At 71.5% G+C, this 19,583-nt stretch carries 16 protein-coding genes; 7 read left to right on the top strand and 9 right to left on the bottom strand.

Annotation, left to right across the window (positions count from 1 at the left end; all coding sequences use genetic code 11):
- Positions 1-26: 26 nt before the first annotated feature.
- The 3 genes from aspS to OG780_RS20785 all read left to right on the top strand — a co-directional run bounded on the left by aspS (position 27) and on the right by OG780_RS20785 (position 4,287).
- On the top strand, positions 27-1,790 hold the full coding sequence (aspS, locus tag OG780_RS20795; RefSeq protein WP_328450347.1) for an aspartate--tRNA ligase: 1,764 nt from the start codon (positions 27-29) through the stop codon (positions 1,788-1,790).
- A 179-nt stretch (positions 1,791-1,969) separates the two neighbouring features.
- Positions 1,970-2,932: an intradiol ring-cleavage dioxygenase gene (locus OG780_RS20790; RefSeq protein WP_328450345.1), complete on the top strand. Its 963-nt coding sequence runs from the start codon at positions 1,970-1,972 to the stop codon at positions 2,930-2,932.
- Between the two features lie 359 nt (positions 2,933-3,291).
- Positions 3,292-4,287 carry an intradiol ring-cleavage dioxygenase gene (locus tag OG780_RS20785; RefSeq protein WP_328450343.1) on the top strand — a complete coding sequence of 332 codons (996 nt, stop codon included), beginning with the start codon at positions 3,292-3,294 and terminating at the stop codon, positions 4,285-4,287.
- A gap of 81 nt (positions 4,288-4,368) precedes the next feature.
- On the opposite strand, the gene OG780_RS20780 is transcribed toward OG780_RS20785, so the two are convergent.
- The 7 genes from OG780_RS20780 to OG780_RS20750 all read right to left on the bottom strand — a co-directional run bounded on the left by OG780_RS20780 (position 4,369) and on the right by OG780_RS20750 (position 13,472).
- On the bottom strand, positions 4,369-5,118 hold the full coding sequence (locus OG780_RS20780) for a hypothetical protein (RefSeq protein WP_328450341.1): 750 nt from the start codon (positions 5,116-5,118) through the stop codon (positions 4,369-4,371).
- Positions 5,119-5,212: 94 nt separating this feature from the next.
- Positions 5,213-5,689: a hypothetical protein gene (locus OG780_RS20775; protein ID WP_328450339.1), complete on the bottom strand. Its 477-nt coding sequence runs from the start codon at positions 5,687-5,689 to the stop codon at positions 5,213-5,215.
- Positions 5,690-5,932: 243 nt separating this feature from the next.
- A complete protein-coding gene (locus OG780_RS20770) occupies positions 5,933-6,253 on the bottom strand; it encodes an FG-GAP repeat domain-containing protein (protein WP_328450337.1) in 321 nt (106 codons plus the stop codon).
- 397 nt (positions 6,254-6,650) lie between these two features.
- Positions 6,651-8,375, bottom strand: a complete 1,725-nt coding sequence (gene metG, locus OG780_RS20765; protein WP_328450335.1) for a methionine--tRNA ligase — start codon at positions 8,373-8,375, stop codon at positions 6,651-6,653.
- A gap of 172 nt (positions 8,376-8,547) precedes the next feature.
- Entirely contained in the window at positions 8,548-10,335 is a 1,788-nt protein-coding gene (locus OG780_RS20760; RefSeq protein WP_328450333.1) for a VWA domain-containing protein, read from the bottom strand.
- A 243-nt stretch (positions 10,336-10,578) separates the two neighbouring features.
- Complete coding sequence (locus OG780_RS20755) at positions 10,579-12,513, bottom strand: FUSC family protein (RefSeq protein WP_328450331.1); 1,935 nt, start codon at positions 12,511-12,513, stop codon at positions 10,579-10,581.
- Between the two features lie 59 nt (positions 12,514-12,572).
- Entirely contained in the window at positions 12,573-13,472 is a 900-nt protein-coding gene (locus tag OG780_RS20750; protein ID WP_328450329.1) for a hypothetical protein, read from the bottom strand.
- A gap of 317 nt (positions 13,473-13,789) precedes the next feature.
- Here OG780_RS20750 and OG780_RS20745 point away from each other — a divergent pair, with 317 nt between their 5' ends.
- The gene (locus tag OG780_RS20745) at positions 13,790-14,341 is read left to right on the top strand and encodes an SH3 domain-containing protein (protein WP_328450327.1); all 552 of its coding nucleotides are present in this window, start codon (positions 13,790-13,792) and stop codon (positions 14,339-14,341) included.
- Between the two features lie 64 nt (positions 14,342-14,405).
- Here OG780_RS20745 and OG780_RS20740 read toward each other — a convergent pair whose 3' ends face one another.
- Positions 14,406-14,858: a hypothetical protein gene (locus OG780_RS20740; RefSeq protein ID WP_328450325.1), complete on the bottom strand. Its 453-nt coding sequence runs from the start codon at positions 14,856-14,858 to the stop codon at positions 14,406-14,408.
- A gap of 169 nt (positions 14,859-15,027) precedes the next feature.
- Here OG780_RS20740 and OG780_RS20735 point away from each other — a divergent pair, with 169 nt between their 5' ends.
- The 3 genes from OG780_RS20735 to OG780_RS20725 all read left to right on the top strand — a co-directional run bounded on the left by OG780_RS20735 (position 15,028) and on the right by OG780_RS20725 (position 18,252).
- Positions 15,028-15,666, top strand: a complete 639-nt coding sequence (locus OG780_RS20735) for an NAD(P)-dependent oxidoreductase (protein WP_328450323.1) — start codon at positions 15,028-15,030, stop codon at positions 15,664-15,666.
- A 70-nt stretch (positions 15,667-15,736) separates the two neighbouring features.
- Positions 15,737-16,888 carry a PP2C family protein-serine/threonine phosphatase gene (locus OG780_RS20730; protein ID WP_443062323.1) on the top strand — a complete coding sequence of 384 codons (1,152 nt, stop codon included), beginning with the start codon at positions 15,737-15,739 and terminating at the stop codon, positions 16,886-16,888.
- 125 nt (positions 16,889-17,013) lie between these two features.
- Positions 17,014-18,252 carry a hypothetical protein gene (locus tag OG780_RS20725; protein ID WP_328450321.1) on the top strand — a complete coding sequence of 413 codons (1,239 nt, stop codon included), beginning with the start codon at positions 17,014-17,016 and terminating at the stop codon, positions 18,250-18,252.
- Between the two features lie 21 nt (positions 18,253-18,273).
- Here OG780_RS20725 and OG780_RS20720 read toward each other — a convergent pair whose 3' ends face one another.
- On the bottom strand, positions 18,274-19,521 hold the full coding sequence (locus OG780_RS20720; RefSeq protein WP_328450319.1) for an amidohydrolase: 1,248 nt from the start codon (positions 19,519-19,521) through the stop codon (positions 18,274-18,276).
- Positions 19,522-19,583: the final 62 nt, after the last annotated feature.

The following is a 19,583-nucleotide window of genomic DNA, read 5'->3' as shown; positions in this document are numbered from 1 at the left end:
ATCCGCGAAGACTGGATGAAACGACGATGCATCGGTACAGGTCCCACACCTGCGGCGAGCTCCGCGCCTCTGACGTCGGCACCGACGTCCGGCTGAGCGGCTGGCTGCACAATCGCCGAGACCTGGGTGGCATCCTCTTCATCGATCTGCGCGACCACTACGGCATCACGCAGCTCGTCGCCCGCCCCGGCACCCCCGCCTACGAGGCCCTCGACAAGGTCTCGAAGGAGTCGACCGTCCGCGTCGACGGCAAGGTCGTCTCGCGCGGCACGGAGAACGTGAACCCGGAGCTGCCGACCGGCGAGGTCGAGGTCGAGGTGAGCGAGGTCGAGCTGCTCGGCGCCGCCGCCCCGCTGCCGTTCACGATCAACGCCGAGGACGGTGTGAACGAGGAGCGCCGCCTGGAGTACCGCTTCCTCGACCTGCGCCGCGAGCGCATGCACCGCAACATCCTGCTGCGTACGGCCGTGATCTCCGCGATCCGTCACAAGATGACGGCGCTGGGCTTCAACGAGATGGCGACCCCGATCCTCAGCGCCACCTCCCCCGAGGGCGCGCGCGACTTCGTGGTGCCCTCCCGGCTGAACCCCGGCAAGTTCTACGCGCTTCCGCAGGCGCCGCAGCAGTTCAAGCAGCTGCTGATGATCTCCGGCTTCGACCGGTACTTCCAGATCGCGCCCTGCTTCCGCGACGAGGACGCCCGCGCGGACCGTTCGCCGGGCGAGTTCTACCAGCTCGACGTGGAGATGTCCTTCGTCGAGCAGGAGGACGTGTTCCAGCCGATCGAGAAGCTCATGACGGAGCTGTTCGAGGAGTTCGGCGGTGACCGTCACGTCACCTCGCCCTTCCCGCGCATCCCGTTCCGCGAGTCGATGCTGAAGTACGGCTCCGACAAGCCGGACCTGCGGGCTCAGCTGGAGCTCACCGACATCACCGACATCTTCGAGGGCTCCGAGTTCAAGGCCTTCGCGGGCAAGCACGTGCGCGCCCTCGCGGTGCCGGACGTCGCCGGTCAGTCGCGGAAGTTCTTCGACGGCCTCGGTGACTACGCGGTCGAGCAGGGCGCGAAGGGCCTGGCCTGGGTGCGCGTGGGCGAGGACGGCTCGCTGACCGGCCCGATCGCCAAGTTCCTCACCGAGGACAACGTCGCCGAGCTGACCAAGCGCCTCTCCCTGGCCGCCGGTCACGCGGTGTTCTTCGGCGCGGGCGAGTTCGACGAGGTCTCGAAGATCATGGGCGCGGTGCGGGTCGAGGCCGCGAAGCGCTCGGGCAACTTCGAGGAGAACGTCTTCCGCTTCTGCTGGATCGTCGACTTCCCGATGTACGAGAAGGACGAGGACACCGGGAAGATCGACTTCTCGCACAACCCGTTCTCCATGCCGCAGGGTGGTCTGGAGGCCCTGGAGACCCAGGACCCGCTGGACATCCTCGGCTGGCAGTACGACATCGTCTGCAACGGCGTGGAGCTGTCCTCCGGCGCGATCCGTAACCACGAGCCCGAGATCATGCTCAAGGCCTTCGAGATCGCCGGCTACGACCGGGAGACCGTCGAGGAGCAGTTCGCCGGCATGCTGCGCGCCTTCCGCTTCGGCGCCCCGCCGCACGGCGGGATCGCCCCGGGCGTCGACCGCATCGTCATGCTGCTCGCGGACGAGCCGAACATCCGCGAGACGATCGCGTTCCCGCTCAACGGCAACGCGCAGGACCTGATGATGGGCGCGCCCACGGAGCTGGACGAGACCCGTCTGCGCGAACTGCACCTCACGGTGCGCAAGCCGCAGCCGAAGTAGCCGATACCGAGGTGGTCACGGCCGAAGTGGCCGCGGCCGAGGTAAGGCAAGCCTTTCAACTGGCCTGATCGCAAAGGGACTTGAAGTCGACGTCGATTTCAGGTCCCTTTAGCGTGCCCGCAGCAAAGACCGCTGTTTTCTCAGCCTGCTGACAGCCTTCTTGCCTAACTTCCGGGCGCATGACAGTGAATGGACAGCACCAGGAACCTCAGGTCCCCCAAGTGCCCCAGGAAAGCGGTGAACTGACGCGCCGCAAGGTCGTGGTCGTCGGCGCGGGTGCGCTCGCGGTGGCCGGCCTCGGCGGCAGCGCCTTCGCGGCGAACGCGGTCGCGCAGGACAGAGAACCGGCGGCCGGGGAGAGCGCCGAGGCCTGCTACCGACTGACGTCGGAGGCGGTCGAGGGCCCGTACTACATCGACGCCGACAAGATCCGCCGGGACGTCAGAGAGGACCGCGAAGGCATCCCCCTGCTCCTCAGCCTCAAGGTGATCGACTCCGAGACCTGCAGGCCGATCCGGAACGCGGCCGTCGACATCTGGCACTGCGACGCCGCAGGCGTCTACTCCGGCTACGAGAACCAGGGCAACGGCGGCGGTGGCGGCCCCGCTCCCACCGGCGAGCCGCCGACCGGTGCGCCCACGGGTGCGCCCCCGACCGGTATGCCGGGCGGCGGCCACCAGGAGCCGACGGACGACACACGCTACCTGCGCGGCACCTGGCGTACGGACCGGCACGGCCATGTCTCCTTCAAGACGGTCTTCCCGGGCTGGTACCGGGGCCGCTGCGTTCATATCCACACCAAGGTGCACGTGGACGGCGAGTGGACCGACGCCGGTTACGAGGGCGGGCACACGTGCCACACCGGCCAGTTCTTCTTCGACGAGGAGTCCGTCCTGGCCTCGGCGGTGGTGGAGCCGTACTCCGCCAACGCCGCCGAGCGCACCACGCTCACCGAGGACACGATCTACGACCAGAGCGGTACCCAGGGCGGCCTGCTCAGGCTGCACTACGACAAGCGGGACATCACCAAGGGCGTCCATGCGTCGCTCACGGTCGGCGTCGACCCGGGAGCGACGGAGGACGGCCAGGGCGCGCCGCCCCAGACGAGTGCGTCGGCGTCGCCATCGGCTTCGGCGAGCTGACGGACTGACGGACTGACGGACCGGCGGTCTCCGGTCCCCGCCCTTCACGGCCGGGGACCGGACCCTCCTGGAAACCTCACCGGAGCCCCATAGGAATCCAGAGGGGCCGCCCCACAGGTCCGCCCGCAGGCTCTGGGTCGTCTCCGGCGGCGCTGACGGCAACTCGTGCATCGAGCTCGCTCGCGGACAGGTTTTGCTCCTCCTCCGCACTGATCTAAATAAAGTAAGGCAAGCCTTGCTTTATGTTTACTGGAAAGGCCTGGAAACAGGGCTTTCCCGCGACGCTCTTTTGCGTGCGCATGGGATTCCATAGGCCTTTCTCACGTCCCTGACAGGCCCGCCTCCTAGCGTCCCTGCCCATGACGGGAAACGCCGAGAACAGCCATGAGAACGAGCAAGGACCCAAGCACAAACGCGATTTGACGCGTCGTAAGGTCGTCGTCGCCGGTGCCGGTGCGGTCGTCGCTGTCGGTGTGGGCGGGACGGTCGCCGCCGGCGCCTTCGCCGGGGAGACGAAGGGGAAGGGTGCGACCGCCTCGGCGAGCGCCACCGCCTCCGAGCTCTGCTACAAGCTCACCTCCGAGACCACCGAAGGCCCTTACTACATCGACGCGGACAAGATCCGCCAGGACATCACCGAGGACGAAGAGGGCATCCCCCTGACCCTCAAGCTCAAGGTGATCGACGCGGACACCTGCAAGCCGGTGAAGAACGCGGCGGTCGACATCTGGCACTGCACCGCACTGGGCATCTACTCCGGTTACGAGGCGATGGGCAGCGGCGGTGGCGGTGGCGGTGGGACCCCGCCCTCCGGATCCCCCTCCGACGCGCCCTCCGACGCTCCCTCGGGCACGCCCACAGGTGAGCCCCCGTCGGGTGCTCCCTCCGGCGGCACCGGCGGCGGCCACTCGGAGCCGACCGACGACGAGCGCTACCTCCGGGGCACCTGGAAGACCGACAAGCACGGCTACGTCACCTTCAAGACGGTCTTCCCGGGCTGGTACCAGGGCCGAGCCGTCCACATCCACACGAAGGTCCACGTCGACGGCACCTGGACCGACGCGGGCTACGAGGGCGGCCACACCTGCCACACCGGCCAGTTCTTCTTCGACGAGAAGTCGGTCCTGGCGTCGGCCGAGGTGTCCCCGTACTCCACGAACACCGCCACCCGCACCACCCTCACCGAGGACACGATCTACCCCCAGAACGGCCATGAGGGTGGCTTGCTGTACCTCAAGTACGACAAGAAGAACATTGCCAAGGGCGTCCACGCCGACCTGACGATGGGCGTCGCCCCGGACGAGACCCACGACAGCACGGACACCCAGCCGAGCGCGTCGGCCTCGGCGTCCTGACCTCTCGGCAGCCGGCGGCCCGGAGCACAACGGGTTCCGGGCCCTCGCCCCCTGACGGGCGAGGGCCCGGAACACCAGTGGTCAGGCGTGCTGGGCCTTGGCCATGCGGGTGACTTCCTCGCGGACGAGGGCCAGGGGGAAGTGGTCCTCGTGGTCCATGTCCAGCATCGTGAAGTGTGCGGTGACAGCGCCGACTCTCACCAGGATGTGCTGCTCGTTCCGCACGGAGACCCGACGGCCGCTGCGCAGGCCGGGATCCTGCTTCACCGGGACGGTGATCCGGAAGGCGATCGACTCGTCGCCGAGACGGGGGATCTCCTCCGGCTCGGCGTGAGCGGTGTACTTCCCCATGAAGCCGACGCCTGTGTAGTCGTGGCAGGCCGGCAGTGACGTACGGACACGGGTGAGGACCTGCTCCGATTCCGTGCCTTCGTAGGAGGCCAGAGTGCTGACGCCGGCCCAGATGCTGCCCTTCCAGTTGAAGACCTGGTCCACGACAGCCGATGCGTCGGAGGCGTCGAGCGCGTCGAGCAGCTTCTCGCAGGAGGCGGCCGAGACCGGTGGGAAGGTGCTCGCCGCGTCGTCGGGCAGACGCTCGTCCGCCGAGACGCCGTTGCTGCCCGCGACGTCGTCATCGGTGAGGGCTATGGACTTCAGGGCCTGGGCGGAGAGCGGTGGTCCCGGCGCGGTGGACGCGGTCGAGGCGCCGCCGGGTGAACTGCTCGCCGCCGGGGAGCCGGGCGTTCCCCCGCCCGTCCCGGCGCAGGCGGTGATCCCCCACGCGGTCAGTGCCGCGCCCGCCAGCAGCCACCTGTTTCCCCGCACCCGCATCCGCACTCGTGCCCCCCAGCCCCTCGTGACTCAAGGGACCCGATGCTAACGGCCGGGGGCGCTTGTCAGGGTCACGTCGGAAAGGAGGATCCGCTCAGGTGTCGTACGTGCCGTCCCACGGTTCGGAGAATCCGAGGCCGTCCGGGTACAGCTCGGCCCAGGCCTCGCCCTCGTCCACGCCCGTCACGAGGCCGAACCGGACGCCGTCGACGGTGAGCTGGAACGGCCGTATCGCGATGTCCGTGTACGAGCGCCGGGGCAGACTGCGGAGCAGTTTCGCCAGGTGGACGCGGGCGCGTGACAGCACCGAGTATTCGCCCTGGACGGCTCGCTGCTGTTCGGCCCAGGTGCCGGCGCACCAGACCTCCGAGTCGCGGTAGCGGCCCTCGGCATCGAAGGTGTGGAGCACCACGTACAGACGTTTGTGCTCTTCCCAGCCGTCGTCGGGACGGAACCCTTCAGGGAAGGCGTACGTGATCGACGCCAGGAACTGACCGTCCGCGTACCGGCCGATGGTCTCGGTGCGGTGCTTCGGTTCGTAGGCGATCGGAATGACCTCGGGGACTGCCATGGCGGAAACCATACGGGTGACCGAGGGCCTTGTGGCGCCGGGGTCCATTACGGATCGGCGGCATCGGGCAGAGGGTTGCTTTCCCGGCTCTTTGCCGGGTCTTCACCGGGCTCTCACCTGGTCTTCCGTGGTGTCCGGCCGGTCCCGGGCGCCGGGGCGGCGGCCTCGGCGGGCAGGGCCCCGAAGACGCGGAAAGGGGGCACGGGACGTGTCGTCCGTGCCCCTTTCCGGAGGTGAGGAGCTTCAGGAGATCGACCGGTATCCGCCCCAGCCGGTGGCGATCCTCGTGCGCGAGCCGAACGATCCCCTGCCGTCCCCGCTGTTGCGGTACGGATTGCCGCTGGTGTCCCGGGAGACCAGGTCGGCCCTGCCGTCGCCGCTCACGTCGCCGGGCGAGGTCAGGACGTCGTACTGAGTCCAGCCGCTCGTCGCGAGCGTCGTGTACGTCGTCGTCGGTTTGACGGCCGCGTTGCAGCCCGGCCTGTACAGGCGCAGGGCCCCGCTGCTCAGCCGGACGAGCACGTCGTTGCGGCGGTCGCCGTTCGCGTCGCCGAAGAGGACCACCTTGGCGGACGTGGACCAGCCGGTCGGAGCGGGGAGCCTCGCTGCGCGGATCGTGCAGCAGGATCTCCGTCGCTCCGGCCGTACCGGCCGCAGGGGCGGCGTGCGCGCTGCCGGCGCCGTCCGGGGTGGCGGCGAACAGGGTGATGGTGCCGGCCGCCAGAGCGATCCCGGGTGTGGAGTCGAGGGCGGCCGTGCCGCTCCGTCTCGGGGCGTGCCCGCCCACGTGAACTGTCCCTCCCCACGAGGACCCCCGCCCTCGCGCAAGCGTGCGGATGGTGGCAGGAGGTGACGGTTGCACGGATCGTGAGGTCGGGATGTCGTCGCAGGTGAGCGCGGTTTCCGGCAAGCGAAGAGCCCGGGAACCGTTCGTTCCCGGGCTCCTGTCGAGCGGCCGCTGTTACTCGGGTGCGCCGCCGAAGCGCTCCTTGTACGACTCCAGGTCCTCGTCCGTGATCTTGGCGAAGAGGACCGGGGGAACGGTGAAGGGGGTTCCGGCGGGCAGGAAGGACAGGGCGCGGGCCTCGTCGGCGCTCACCCAGGTCGCCGTGTCGTCCGCGAGGGCGAAGGCGGAGCGCATCGCGCGGGCGGACGCCGGGATGAAGGGTTCCGAGACCACCGAGTACAGGTGGATCAGGTTCATCGCCGTACGGAGCGTCAGCGCGGCGCCCTCGGGGCTGGTCTTGATCTCCAGCCAGGGGGCCTTCTCCTCCAGGTAGGAGTTGCCCGCGGACCACAGGGCGCGCAGCGCGGCGGCCGCCTTGCGGTACTGGAGGGCCTCCATCTGGGTCTCGTACTCCGCGAGCAGGCCCGCGATCTCCACGCCCAGCTTCGTCTCGGCCTCGCCGGCCTCCGAACCCGCCGGGACCTCCTCGCCGAAGCGCTTCTTGGAGAAGGACAGGACGCGGTTGACGAAGTTGCCGAGGGTGTCGGCCAGGTCCTTGTTGACCGTGGCCGTGAAGTGCTCCCAGGTGAACGACGAGTCGTCCGACTCGGGGGCGTTGGCGATGAGGAAGTAGCGCCAGTAGTCGGCGGGCAGGATGTCCAGCGCGTGGTCCGTGAAGACACCGCGCTTCTGGGACGTGGAGAACTTCCCGCCGTAGTACGTCAGCCAGTTGAAGGCCTTGACGTAGTCGACCTTCTTCCACGGCTCGCGCACGCCCAGCTCGGTGGCCGGGAACATCACGGTGTGGAAGGGCACGTTGTCCTTCGCCATGAACTGCGTGTAGCGGACCGGGTTCTCGCCGGAGTCCGCGTCGTACCACCAGGACTTCCAGTCACGGTTCTCCGTGTCCTGGTCGGACCACTCCTTCGTCGCGCCGATGTACTCGATCGGGGCGTCGAACCAGACGTAGAAGACCTTGCCCTCGGCGGCCAGCTCCGGCCAGGTGTCGGCCGGGACCGGGACGCCCCAGTCCAGGTCACGGGTGATCGCGCGGTCGTGCAGGCCCTCGGTCAGCCACTTGCGGGCGATGGAGGAGGCGAGCTGCGGCCACTCGGACTCGTGCCGGGCCACCCACTCCTCGACCTCGTGCTGGAGCTTCGACTGGAGGAGGAACAGGTGCTTCGTCTCGCGGACCTCCAGGTCCGTCGAGCCGGAGATCGCCGAACGCGGGTCGATCAGGTCCGTGGGGTCGAGGACACGCGTGCAGTTCTCGCACTGGTCGCCGCGGGCCTTGTCGTAACCGCAGTGCGGGCAGGTGCCCTCCACATAGCGGTCCGGCAGGAAACGGCCGTCGGTGGGCGAGTACACCTGACGGATCGCGCGCTCCTCGATGAAGCCGTTCTCGTTCAGGCGGCGCGCGAAGTGCTGCGTGATGTCGCGGTTCTCCGGGCTGGAGCTGCGGCCGAAGTAGTCGAAGGCCAGCTCGAAGCCGTCGTACACGGCCTTCTGCGCGTCGTGCGCCTGCGCGCAGAACTCGTCGACCGGCAGGCCGCGCTCCTTGGCCGCCAGCTCGGCGGGGGTGCCGTGCTCGTCCGTCGCGCAGATGTACAGGACGTCGTGGCCGCGCTGGCGGAGGTACCGGGAGTACACGTCCGCCGGGAGCATGGACCCCACCATGTTGCCCAGGTGCTTGATCCCGTTGATGTACGGAAGGGCGCTGGTGATGAGGTGTCGAGCCATCGCGGGCTGCTCCCAGGTCGCTGCGTGGGGCGACGATCGCCTCGGATTTCCGGTGGGCGGGTCGTCGCCGGTGAACCTTGAAATCGTAGCCGACATGGGTGGGCCGCCCGCTTCCCGTTTTAAGGCGTGGGAAGGGGGCGGCCCGGTGGTGCGGTGTACGCGGGCGTACGGGTTACGGGCGCCAGTTCTCCAGGACGCCGTCGTAGACCTCGACGTCCGTCAGCTCGCGCGGGGCCGGGCCCGCGTGGAAGAAGGCCGTGTTCCCGGTCTTCAGCTTGCGCAGGTAGTCGAAGGCCTTGTTGTCGTGCTCGCCGAAGGCCACGAACGAGAAGAAGACGCCCGGGTGGTTCTCCGCCGCGTCCGTGAGGGACTGGGTGGCGGGGGTCTTGGCGTCCGGGGCGCCGTCCGCCTGGAAGATCACCAGGGCGGGGTCGCCGGCGCCCGACCGCTGGTGGTGGGTGACGACTTCCTCCACGGCGACGTGGTAGCTCGTACGGCCCATGCGGCCGAGGCCGGCGTGCAGGTCGTCGACCTTGTTCTCGTGCTCGGTGAGCGTGAGGGTGCCGGTGCCGTCCAGCTCGGTGGAGAAGAAGACGACGTGGACGGTCGCCTCCGGGTCCAGGTGGGCGGCGAGGGCGAGGGCCTGCTCGCCGAGGGCCTGGGCGGAGCCGTCCTTGTAGTAGGCGCGCATGGACGACGAGCGGTCGAGTACGAGGTAGACCTTGGCGCGCTTGCCGGTGAGGTCCCGCTTCTGGAGCGCGGTACCCGCTTCCTGGTACGCCGTGACCAGGCCCGGAGCCTGGGCCTTGACCTCGCTCAGCGCGACGGCGGAGTCTCCTGCGGGCTGGGGCTGGGGCTGGGGCTGGGGCTGGGGCTGGGGCTCGGGCTCGGGTTCCGCCTCGGCTTCGTCTTCGGCTGCGGGTGCCGCCTGCGGGGCCTCCTCGCCGTCGGCGGCCGCGGGCTCGTCGACCTGCACGGTCACGGGGACCTCGGCCTCAGCCTCGGCCTCGGCCTCGACCGGGGCCTCAGCCTCGGCGACCGGCTCGGCCGGGGTCTCCGCTTCCGCCTCGGCTTCGCCTTCGGCGTTGTCGTTCCCGCCCGCACCACCCGTGCTGGTCTCGTCTTCGGCTGCGGGTGCCGCCTGCGGGGCCTCCTCGCCGTCGGCGGCCGCGGGCTCGTCCACCTGCGCGGCCACGGGCACCTCGGCCTCAGCCTCGGGCTCGACCGCGGCTTCCGCCTCGGCGGCGACCTCGGTCTCGGCGACCGGCTCGGGCTCCGCCTCGGCGACCGGAGTCGCGTCCGCGGCAGGCTCGGCCTCAACGACGGGCTCGGGCTCGACGACGGGTTCGGCGATGACCTCGGCCTCGGCCTCGACGGTGGGCTCGGCGATGATCTCGGCCTCGGGCTCGACGGCGGCGACGGGCTCCGTCTCTTCCGCGGTCACGGGCTCGTCCTCGGGCTCCGCGACCGACTTGACCTCGGCCTCGGCGGCGGGCTCGGCTTCCGGGACGGCTTCCGCCTCGGTGGCGGGCTCGGCGACCGGCTCCTCAGCCTCGGCGGCCGGTTCGGCCTCGGCGACCGGCTCCTCCGCCTGCTCGGCGACGGTCTCGGCCTCGGTGGTGGGCTCGGGTGTGGGTTCGGCCTCCGGGGTGGGGGGCGTCTCCGGTGTCGGGGTCTCCTCCGGGGAAGAGGCCGTGTTCTGCTTCGGCACCGTCACGTTGTCGAAGGCGGCCGACACCAGCTCCTCGACGACGGAGGGCTCGGACGCGGGAGCCGGAATCTTCGGCTCGGCCTCCGGGGCGGCGGTCGAGGCCGGCTCGGCCTCGGGAGAAAGTGTCGGCTCCGCGGCGGGAGCCGGGACCGTCGCGGTCGACGTGGCCTCTCGCGAGGTCTCCGCGTCCGCGTCACGACCCTTGCGTGAGCGGCCGAACGCATTCCGCAGGAGAGTGAGAATGCCCATGTGCGCAACCCTTCGCGTGAGTTGATCCCGTCAATCCCTGGCCAGGACGGACACGTAAGGTTAGCGGCCATAGATGGTGATCTTCGGCAGGGGCTGCGCACCGGACAACCGCCGCGTCAACCCCCTTACAGCGCCCACGGGTTCACTTTCCTACCACGGTGATTTGTCGGAATTCTGAGTTCCGTCCGTCCCGCGCGTGGAGTCGGGACGATGGCCGAATAGTCGGTGCCGACGCCTCCCGTGTCAATGCGGTGAGGTGATCGCCCTGGCCGCCGCGACCTCCTGCCGCACCGGTTCGAGGACGCCGGCCTCGGGTCCGGTGAGGTCGGCGCGGACGGCGAAGAGCACGTCCGTCTCGCGCAGCCCCTCGGACAGCTCCCGCAGCTGGCGCGCGATGGTGGAGATCTCGGCGGCGGACGGCTCGGCCGCGCCCTGGCGGACACGGACCCGGGCCGCGGTCGTCGCGTCCACGATCCGCTCGACGGCGACGACGAGCGGCATCCAGGCCGCGGCGCGGCGTCCGTTCGGCGGCGGTTCGGTCAGCGCGCGCTGGAACTCCGTACGGATGGAGGAGAGGTCGCGGTACAGCCGGCGCCTGCTCCGGGCGCGGGCCGCCGGCTCGGCGGCGTCCCCGAAGGCCAGCTCGACATAGCCGGCGGTGTCGGCGACCGCGTCCGCGAGCCGGTCGCCGACCCGGGCGTGCCAGCTCTCCGGCCACAGGAGGTACCCGGCCACCAGGGCGATGGCGCAGCCGATGAGGGAGTCGACGAGGCGGGGGACGATGAGCCCGGTGCCCTGGTGGTTGAGGATGTCGGACAGCAGCAGGATCACCGGGGTGATGGCGGCGGTCTGATAGCCGTAGCCGCGCGGGGTCAGGGCCGGGATGAGCGCCCCGAGCACCATCAGCACGGGCACGTCCCACCAGCCGCGCGGCACCAGGGTCAGCACGGTCGCCGCGACCACGAGGCCCGCGACCGTGCCGAGGGCGCGCAGCAGGGCCCGGGAGAAGACGGAACCGTAGTCGGGCTTCATGACGAAGGTGATGGTGAGCGCGACCCAGTAGGAGCGCGGCACCTCGACGGTGGAGACGAGTACCTGGCCGAGGCCGATGCACAGGGCGAGGCGGGTGCCGTAGCGCCAGGAGGCCGCCGACAGCAGGACGCCGCGGGTGGCGCGGGCGGCGCGGACGCGCAGGCGGGCGGGCCGGCCGAGGCGGTCGTCGAGGGTGCGCGGGTCGGGGGACCGGTCGGTGACGACACCGGCGGCGTGACGCAGGGCGTGGTCGACGGCGCGCCCTGTCTCGTCGGCCGGGGCGGGCAGCCGCAGTTCGAGGGGGCCGGTGCCGCCGGTCTCGATGGTGTCGGCGAGCAGGCTCACGGCGGCGGGGATCGCGGCGGGCAGCGGTTCGCCCCGCTGGTGGGCGGCGGGGGCGGCCTCGACGACCGGCGTGACGGCGTTGAGCTGGGCGAGCAGCCGGACGAGGTCGGGGCTGCGGCCGTGGTGGAACGCCCGCCGGGCGAGGACGAGGTCGTACGACTCGTTCAGGGACTGGGTGACGGCGATGCGGAGGCGCTCGTAGTCGTCGGTGCCTCCGGCGGCGAGCAGGTCCGCGACCGTGCGGTAGGTGCTCGCGACGGAGGACCGCTCCGGCACCCCCGAGCGCAGCGGCCAGGCGAGCAGGGTCAGCGCGAGGACGAGGAGTCCGCCGCCGGACATCAGCAGCGGCGCGAGCCACCAGGCGCCGGGCAGCGGAAGTCCGGCGCCGATCACGCAGTTGAGGAGCAGCAGCAGTCCGGTGACGGAGGCGACGGCGCCGATCGACGAGATCATCCCGGAGACCAGGGCGATCAGGGTCACCGTCACGACGGCGGTCCAGCCGTGCCCGAAGACCGCGGCGCCGATCGTGACGCCGATCGCGCCGAAGAACTGCGGGACGGCGATGTTGAGGATCCGCATGCGGTACGCGTCCGCGGTGTCGCTGATGACTCCGGACAGCGCTCCCATGGAGGCCAGGGCGCCGTACGCGGGCTGTCCGCAGGCGAGGCCGATCGCGAGGGGGAGCGACAGGGCCACGGCGGCGCGGGCGGCGGCGGCCCGGTTGACGGGGACCCGCTGCGGTTGGAGGTTCCTGACCAGCCAGTCGGGAGGGGTGAGGCCGATGGGGAACTCGCGGGACATGCCCCAAGTATGTCGGTTTCCCCGGGGCGGCCCCGGGCGCGGTCCCGCCGGGTCCCGGGTCAGGCGCCCACGTGGGTCGACTGCTCGGCGGGAATCTGACGGGGTGCCTCGGCCGGCCGCCGCCGACGGGCGTACACGCCGGCGAGCGCGGCGGTCAGAGCCACCGTCAGACCCATGGCCAGCAGCAGCCAGCTGACGAACCGGAGGGTCTCGGTGAGAGCGTCGTACACCGCGCCCGCGGCCGTGCGGGACACATCGGGCGGCAGGTCGTCGAGGGTGAGCCTGCGGCCGACGGTGATCGCGACACCGAGCAGCGCGGCGCCCAGAGCGGTGCCGAGGCCCGTCGCGAGGACCGCCCGGCGGCGGCGCACGGCGATGACGATGCCCGTCGCCGCGAAGACGACCGACGCCGACGGGAGCCAGAATCCGGCGACTTCGAGCACGTGGAACCCCTTCCGGAGCCGGGCCAGGTCCTCGGCCTCGAGCACGGTGACCTCGGTGTGCGCGACCGGGATCCGGCCGGCCAACGGCATGTGGTCGTCGGCGAGCCGGCGCTTGACTTGCTCGGTGACGGGCGCGAGATCGACGGTCACCGCACCCTCGCGGTCCTCGCGCAGCGCCCGCATCACGGCGTCGTGCGCGGCCATGTTGGCGGCCTCCCACGCCGTGCGGTACGCCTCGGTCTCGGTGAACGAGCGCACGGCGTCCCGCACGAAGTGGTTCACCGGCCCCTGGAGTCTTGGCCGTACGTGGACCTCGCGCAGGATGTCGTCGGTGACGCCGGCCGCGATGGCGTCCCGGACGTCGTCGTCGCCGGCGAGCGGCGCCATCGTGGCCTCGTACCGCTCGGAGTCGCCGAGGCCGTACGTCGCCCACGCCGACAGCGCGCCGAGCGGCGCGAGGAGGCAGGCGAGCGCGATCAGCACGGCCGACAGGGCGCTCCGGACACGAGGGGACACCCCTTCAGGCAAGGCCTCCCGGACCCCGTACGCGACCGGGACGACTGCAAATGGGCGCATATGACAAGCCGTACGGGGAGCTGCCGCGCCCGTCCCGCAGGGCCGGACCACGGCCCCCGCCGGCAGCCCGCCCGGCTCCGGCGGCACCCGGTCCGTGCCCCGCCGGTACGCCGTCGGACGGCCGTCCGGGTCCCGCCGGCACCCTCCGGGGCTGCCGCTCACCCCCGTGCATCCCTGTGGCCCCAAGGGCTTTGGCCGCTCAGGTGGAGCCCTCACCCGAACGGGTGTTTCCTGGATCTGGGGAAAAGGAGGCCGATATGCGCACCACCCCAGCCCCGCGGATTCTTGCCGCGGCCCTGCTCAGCGGCGGTGTACTGACCGTCCTGGCCGCCGGTCCCTCCATGGCGGCGACCGAGTCGGCGTCGACCGGCGACGGCTCCGGAAGCTCCGTGTGGGGCACCGTCATCTCCCGTGGAGAACTGAACCTGCGGCTTCAGCCCAGCACGAACTCGCCCGTCGTCGGCGCGCTCTCGCCGGGCAGCCAGGACCGCGTCCAGTGCGCGGTGAACGGCCAGAGCGTGCTCGGCACCTCTGTCTGGTACTGGCTCGTCGGCGCCCATGCCTGGGCCAGCGCGGCCTTCGTCGACACCGACGGCCGGTGGGTGCCGAGTTGCTCGGACCCGTGCCCCGACCAGAAGGACGGGACGTGGCACAACGCGCACTGGGACGACGGGCGCAACCCGCGCAACGACCCCGGATGGAGTGTGACCGCCTCCGGCTCCTGGAGCTTCACCGTCTCCAGCGCGTGGAGCTGGACCGTGTCTGGCTCCTCCTCGAACTCCTGGGACTGGGTCCCAGGTGGTGGGTGAGCAGGTGAGTGAGGGAGACGCATGAGGCCCCGGCGGTGCCGGGGCCTCATGTGCGTGGGCGCCGTCAACGGCGCGCTACGACGTCAGCCGTCTTTCCCGCCGCGTCCTCGCGGGTGTAATAGCGGTAGAAGGCCACCGCGTACACGCCCACCGCCACCGGCAGCGACATGAACACGGACCGCAGAACGGTCGCGTCGGTCTGGCTGTACAGGAAACCGAACGCGCAGCCCGCGAACACGGCCCACACCAGCGCGTGCGCCTCGCGCCGCATCAGTGGTGCCACCGTCCGGGCGCCCATGTAGGCCGCCGCGAACGCGATGGCGCACACGAAGCCGAACAGCACGTTCCAGCCCGTGATGGCACCCGCGTCCCGGTTGATGGCGGCGGCCCAGTAGCCGTAGACGAGTCCGCCGACGACGGGCACGGCCCACTTCGCCATCGTGTGGGTCTGTTCCCCGAAGACGTCGGTCGATCCGGATGTACCTGGTGTCCCTGACACGGGTGCGGCTTGAGCCATGGAAGGACTCCTCTCTGCTCGCCCCCGCCTTCCAGGTCACACCTCGCCGCAGCCCCTGGCAAGTCGGGGCCCGACCGCCCACGGAACCCCCCACGGAACCCCCCACGGCACCCCTCCACGCCGCTTCGCCGGGATGCGGTGATCATGGTCGCGTGCTTCGCTGAGGTGCATGAAGCTCGTACTCTTCGGTGCCACCGGCATGGTCGGCAGCCGTATCGCCACGGAGGCGTCGGCGCGCGGACACCAGGTCGTCGCGGTCAGCCGGTCCGGCCAGTCCCCGGTTCCCGGGGTCACCGCGGCGGCGGCCGACGCCGCGGACCCGGCGAAGGTCGCCGAGCTGGTGGCCGGCGCGGACGCGGTGGGGTCCGCATGCGTCCCGCCCCGGGACGTCTCGGATCCCCGCGAACCCTTCCTCGCCCTCAACCACTCCCTGGTGGAGGGCGTCCGTGAGGCCGGGGTGCACCGGCTCGTGATCGTCGGCGGGGCGGGGACCCTGGAGGTCGCCCCCGGCGAGGCCGCGTGCGACCAGCCGGACTTCCCCGAGGCCTACCTTCCCGAGGCCCTCGCCCACCGCGACGCCCTCACCTATCTGCGGGCCGACGTCGACGATCTCGACTGGACCTACATCTCACCCGCCGCCGAGATCGGCCCCGGCGAGCGCACGGGCGAGTTCAGGATCGGCGGTGACCGCATGCTCACCGACGCGGGCGGCCAGAGCAGGATCAGCGCCGAGGACTACGCGATGGCCTTCGTCGACCAGCTGGAGATGCCCGTCCACCCGCACGGCCGTATGTCCGTCGCCTACTGAGACAACGAGACGGAGGCGGTACGGCGAGGTGGCCGACCGGAGATCCGTATACGACCGGTTACGGCACGCCCTGCGGCCGCTCGCCGGGGTGCAGGAAGCCTCCCGGCGGTCGACGCCGCTGCGGGTGCACGGGCGCAGCGTCGTCTGGCTGCCCCCGCTGCTGCTGCTCATCGGCATCGCGCTGCTCGACGTCAACACCTCCGGCCGGTTCCGGATCATCTCCTGGCTCGTGCTCGTGCCGGTCATCGCCGCGGCGATCTGCGGAGTGCTGGGCACGATGGTGTTCGCCGCGCTGTCGCTGCTCGTCTACGGCGCCGTGGACACGTCGTGGCCGCACCAGTACCAGAACGGCCTGCCCGATTTCATCCTGGTCGTGGTCGGCAGCGGCCTGGCGGCCCTCGCCTGTTCCGTGCGGCTGCGCGCCGAGCGGCGCATGCTGCACATGCGGGACATCGCCGAGACGACCCGGCGTACCGTGCTGCGCCCGATGCCCCCGGGCTGGGGCGGCCTCGACCACGCGGCCGTCTACCTCGCCGCCGACAGCGAGGCCCGGGTCGGCGGCGACTTCTACGACATCCAGCCCGGCCGGCACGGCACCCGCGTGCTGCTCGGGGACGTCCAGGGCAAGGGACTCGCGGCGGTCGAGGCGGCGGCCGCGCTGCTCAGCACCTTCCGCGAGGCTGCGTACCACGAGCCGGACCTCGCCACGGTCGCCGGCCGGCTGGAGGTCAGGATGCTGCGGCACAACCGCTACCGCGTGGCGCTCGGCCGCAGCGACAGCGACCGGTTCGCGACGGGCGTCCTGGTCGCCTTCCCCGAGGACGCTCCGGTCACCGTGGAGGTCGTCAACTTCGGCCACGAACCGCCGCTCGTGGTCACCGCCGACGGCGTGCGGAGTCTGCCGGCCGGGGACGGACTCCCGCTCGGCATGGGCGAGTTGGCACCCGCACCGCCATCGGTGCTCCGGGTCCCGCTCGCCCCCGGCGAGACCCTGCTCCTGGTCACCGACGGGGTGACCGAGGCCCGCGACACGGCGGGCGACTTCTTCCCGCTCCGTGACACCCTCACGAAGGCGCTGCCACGGGACCCGCGCATCGCCGACCCGCAGCGCCTCGTCCGGTTCGTGCGCGACGGCACCCTGGACCACTGCAGCGGCAGGCTCGCCGACGACACGACGATCTTCGCCGTACGGCGTCGGGCGGGCGGCGGACGGGGGACGTAGCCGCGGTGGCGGACGCGGACTTCGCGGTTCTCGGCCGGGTGGGGGGTTCGTCCCCCTTCACGTCCCCTCTTTGCATGCGCAGCCGTTACGGTGCTGATGTGTCCGATCGATGGGGGAGGCAACCTGTGCCCGGAACCGTGCTGCTCCTCGCGGCTTCGCCGGTGGGCAGGGGGTGTCTGGTGGACGCGGCCTCCGTGCTCCCCGTGCTCGCGGCCGTCGCCCCGCCGGTGCTGTCGGGCACCGAGACGGCCAACGTCGTCGAACTGGCCGACCCGCTGGAGCCGCAGGCCGTCCTGACCCGGCTGCGCGGGGCGGCGACGGCGCCCGGACCGCTGACCATGTTCGTGACGGGACAGCTCCAACTGGACCGCCGCCAGCGGCTTCCGCACCTCGCGCTGGCCCGCACCACCCCGGCGACGGTCCGCTACACGGCCTTCCCCTGGCGCTGGGTCGCCGACGAACTCCGGCTGCGTCCACCGGGTTCGACGACCGTCTTCGTCGACCTGCACGCGGACACGGACACCTGGGAGTTCCTCGCCGGGCGCCCCCTCACGGCGGGCCCGTCGACCGAGCTGTACGGCCGGGTCGCCCCGCCGCCGTCGCGCCGGACGGTGGCACAGCCGGCGTACATGAGAGCCGTCGCCACCCTGCTCCGCAGTGGTCACCGCCCTTCCCCCGCCCAGCTTCACCAGCAGGCCCTGACGAGGATCTCGGGCGAGGAGAACGCCCGGCCGGGAGCGGCGGACCTGGTGCTCGCGCCCGGGCGGGCGTGGGCCGGGCAACCCTGGCCCCCGGCGCCGGAGTTCACGACTGTCACGGCTCCGCCGCACGCGCCCGCGCATCCGCCGCACCCGCCGGTTCCACCATCCGTGCCGTCCGTGCCGTCCGTGCCGTCCGTGCAGCTTCCCGGTCAGGCCGGCCGGCGAGGCGGTTCGGTCTCCCCCGATCCCCACGAGGAGATCACCGCGGCGGTCCGCGACGGACGCCACGACGACGCGTTCGCGCTGGCGGCGCGGTGGGAGCGGGAGGCGCTGCGGACGCACGGGTCCGGGTCCGAGCCGGTGCTGCACTGGATGGAGGTACGGGCCGACCTGGCGATGTTCGCGGGGGACGCCGAGCGCAGCTGCCGTGGCTGGCTGGCCCTCGCGGCGAACCGGCTGGACGCGGGACAGGCACCGGGCGCCCCGGAGGTGGAGTCCGCCGTGGACCGCGCGCACCACCAGTGGGGCCGTATCGACGATCCGGCGCGGGCCCGTGAACTCGGGCCGGAACTGGCCCGGTTGAGACAGCGGGTGCCCGGACGCCGGGAGGGCGCGCTGGACCATGTCAGGCGCCAGCTCAGCCAGTTGCAGACGCAGGCCTGAGCGAACACGGACCGGGAGGGTTCACTTCCCGGCCGACAGCGAGGCCAGCGCCCCCGACACCAGGGTCCGCACCCCCGGCGCGACCGTGGACAGGTCGGGGGCGAAGTGCGGGCTGTGGTTGCTGGGCACGGCCGCGAGCCTGGTCATGAGGTCGTCGCTGCCCGGGGCGGCGTTCCAGACGTCGGCCGGGGTGCCGGTCACGAACCAGTAGGAGTAGGGGATCCGGCCGACCGCGAGCCGCGGGAAGTCCTCGCTGGCCATGGCGGGACCGGGATCGAGGACCGTCCCGGCGCCGAAGACCTCGCCGTGCACGGCGGCGATCCGGCGGTCGGTCCCGGCGTCGTTGACGGTCACCGGGAAGTCGTCGCCGACGGTGACCGTGGGCTCGGCCGGGCAGCCGGCCGCCGCGCACTCGCCCGCCGCGACGCGCCGCACGGCGGCGATCATCCGTTCCCGTACGTCCTGCGACTGCGTCCGCAGGTTCAGGGCGATCCGGGCCTCGGACGGGATGATGTTGTGCCGGGTGCCGGCCTCGATCCGTCCCACCGTCAGCACGGCGGACTCCCGGGCCGCGATCTCCCGGCTGACGACCGTCTGGAGCCGCGTCACGATGTACGCGGCCGTCACCACCGGGTCGACGGTCGTCTCGGGTCGCGAACCGTGCCCGCCCCGCCCGTGCACGACGATGTCCAGGTCGGTCGAGGCGGACATGATCAGACCCGGGGAGTGCGGGTACAGCCCGGCGGGGCCGGGCACCACGTGCTGGGCGAGCAGGACGTCGGCCACCGGGAAGCGTTCGTGGAGGCCGTCCGCGACCATGCGGGCCGCGCCCCCGCCGGTCTCCTCGGCGGGCTGTCCGACCAGCACCAGCGTGCCGGACCAGGTGTCCCTCCCGGCGGCGAGTGCGTCCGCCGCACCGGTCAGCCAGGTGACGTGCAGATCGTGGCCGCAGGCGTGCATGACTCCGTCGGTCTCCGAGGCGTACGGCAGCCCGGTCTCCTCGGCGACGGGCAGCGCGTCCATGTCGGCGCGCAGCAGGACGGTGGGCCCGTCCCCGTTCCGCAGAACGCCGACGACACCCGTGCCGCCCACGCCCTCGGTCGTGTCGTACCCGGCTTTCCGCAGCCGTTCCGCGAGGGCGGCGGCCGTACGGTGTTCGCGCAGCGACAGTTCGGGATGCCGGTGCAGATCCCGGTAGAAGTCCTCCAGGGCGGGGACCGGGAGGTCGGCGGTGAGGTCCAGCGCGGTACGGGCGGCGGTAGAGGTCACCGGTTCACTGTAGGCGCCATGGTTTCCCCGCACGGGGGATTCGCCGCTCTCGTACGACTCGG

Origin of the sequence: Streptomyces sp. NBC_00386 (genome assembly GCF_036063235.1) — a bacterium.
Classification (GTDB): Bacteria; Actinomycetota; Actinomycetes; order Streptomycetales; family Streptomycetaceae; genus Streptomyces.
This window is presented reverse-complemented; position numbering and strand designations above follow the sequence as displayed.

Bases quoted from the DNA above. Each gene is read 5' to 3' on its own strand.
- OG780_RS20785 (WP_328450343.1), top strand. From the start codon at position 3,292: ATGACGGGAAACGCCGAGAACAGCCATGAGAACGAGCAAGGACCCAAG.
- metG (WP_328450335.1), bottom strand. From the start codon at position 8,375: ATGGCTCGACACCTCATCACCAGCGCCCTTCCGTACATCAACGGGATC.
- OG780_RS20790 (WP_328450345.1), top strand. From the start codon at position 1,970: ATGACAGTGAATGGACAGCACCAGGAACCTCAGGTCCCCCAAGTGCCC.
- OG780_RS20755 (WP_328450331.1), bottom strand. From the start codon at position 12,513: ATGTCCCGCGAGTTCCCCATCGGCCTCACCCCTCCCGACTGGCTGGTC.
- OG780_RS20780 (WP_328450341.1), bottom strand. From the start codon at position 5,118: ATGCGGGTGCGGGGAAACAGGTGGCTGCTGGCGGGCGCGGCACTGACC.
- OG780_RS20745 (WP_328450327.1), top strand. From the start codon at position 13,790: ATGCGCACCACCCCAGCCCCGCGGATTCTTGCCGCGGCCCTGCTCAGC.
- aspS (WP_328450347.1), top strand. From the start codon at position 27: ATGCATCGGTACAGGTCCCACACCTGCGGCGAGCTCCGCGCCTCTGAC.
- OG780_RS20735 (WP_328450323.1), top strand. From the start codon at position 15,028: ATGAAGCTCGTACTCTTCGGTGCCACCGGCATGGTCGGCAGCCGTATC.
- OG780_RS20740 (WP_328450325.1), bottom strand. From the start codon at position 14,858: ATGGCTCAAGCCGCACCCGTGTCAGGGACACCAGGTACATCCGGATCG.
- OG780_RS20775 (WP_328450339.1), bottom strand. From the start codon at position 5,689: ATGGCAGTCCCCGAGGTCATTCCGATCGCCTACGAACCGAAGCACCGC.
- OG780_RS20760 (WP_328450333.1), bottom strand. From the start codon at position 10,335: ATGGGCATTCTCACTCTCCTGCGGAATGCGTTCGGCCGCTCACGCAAG.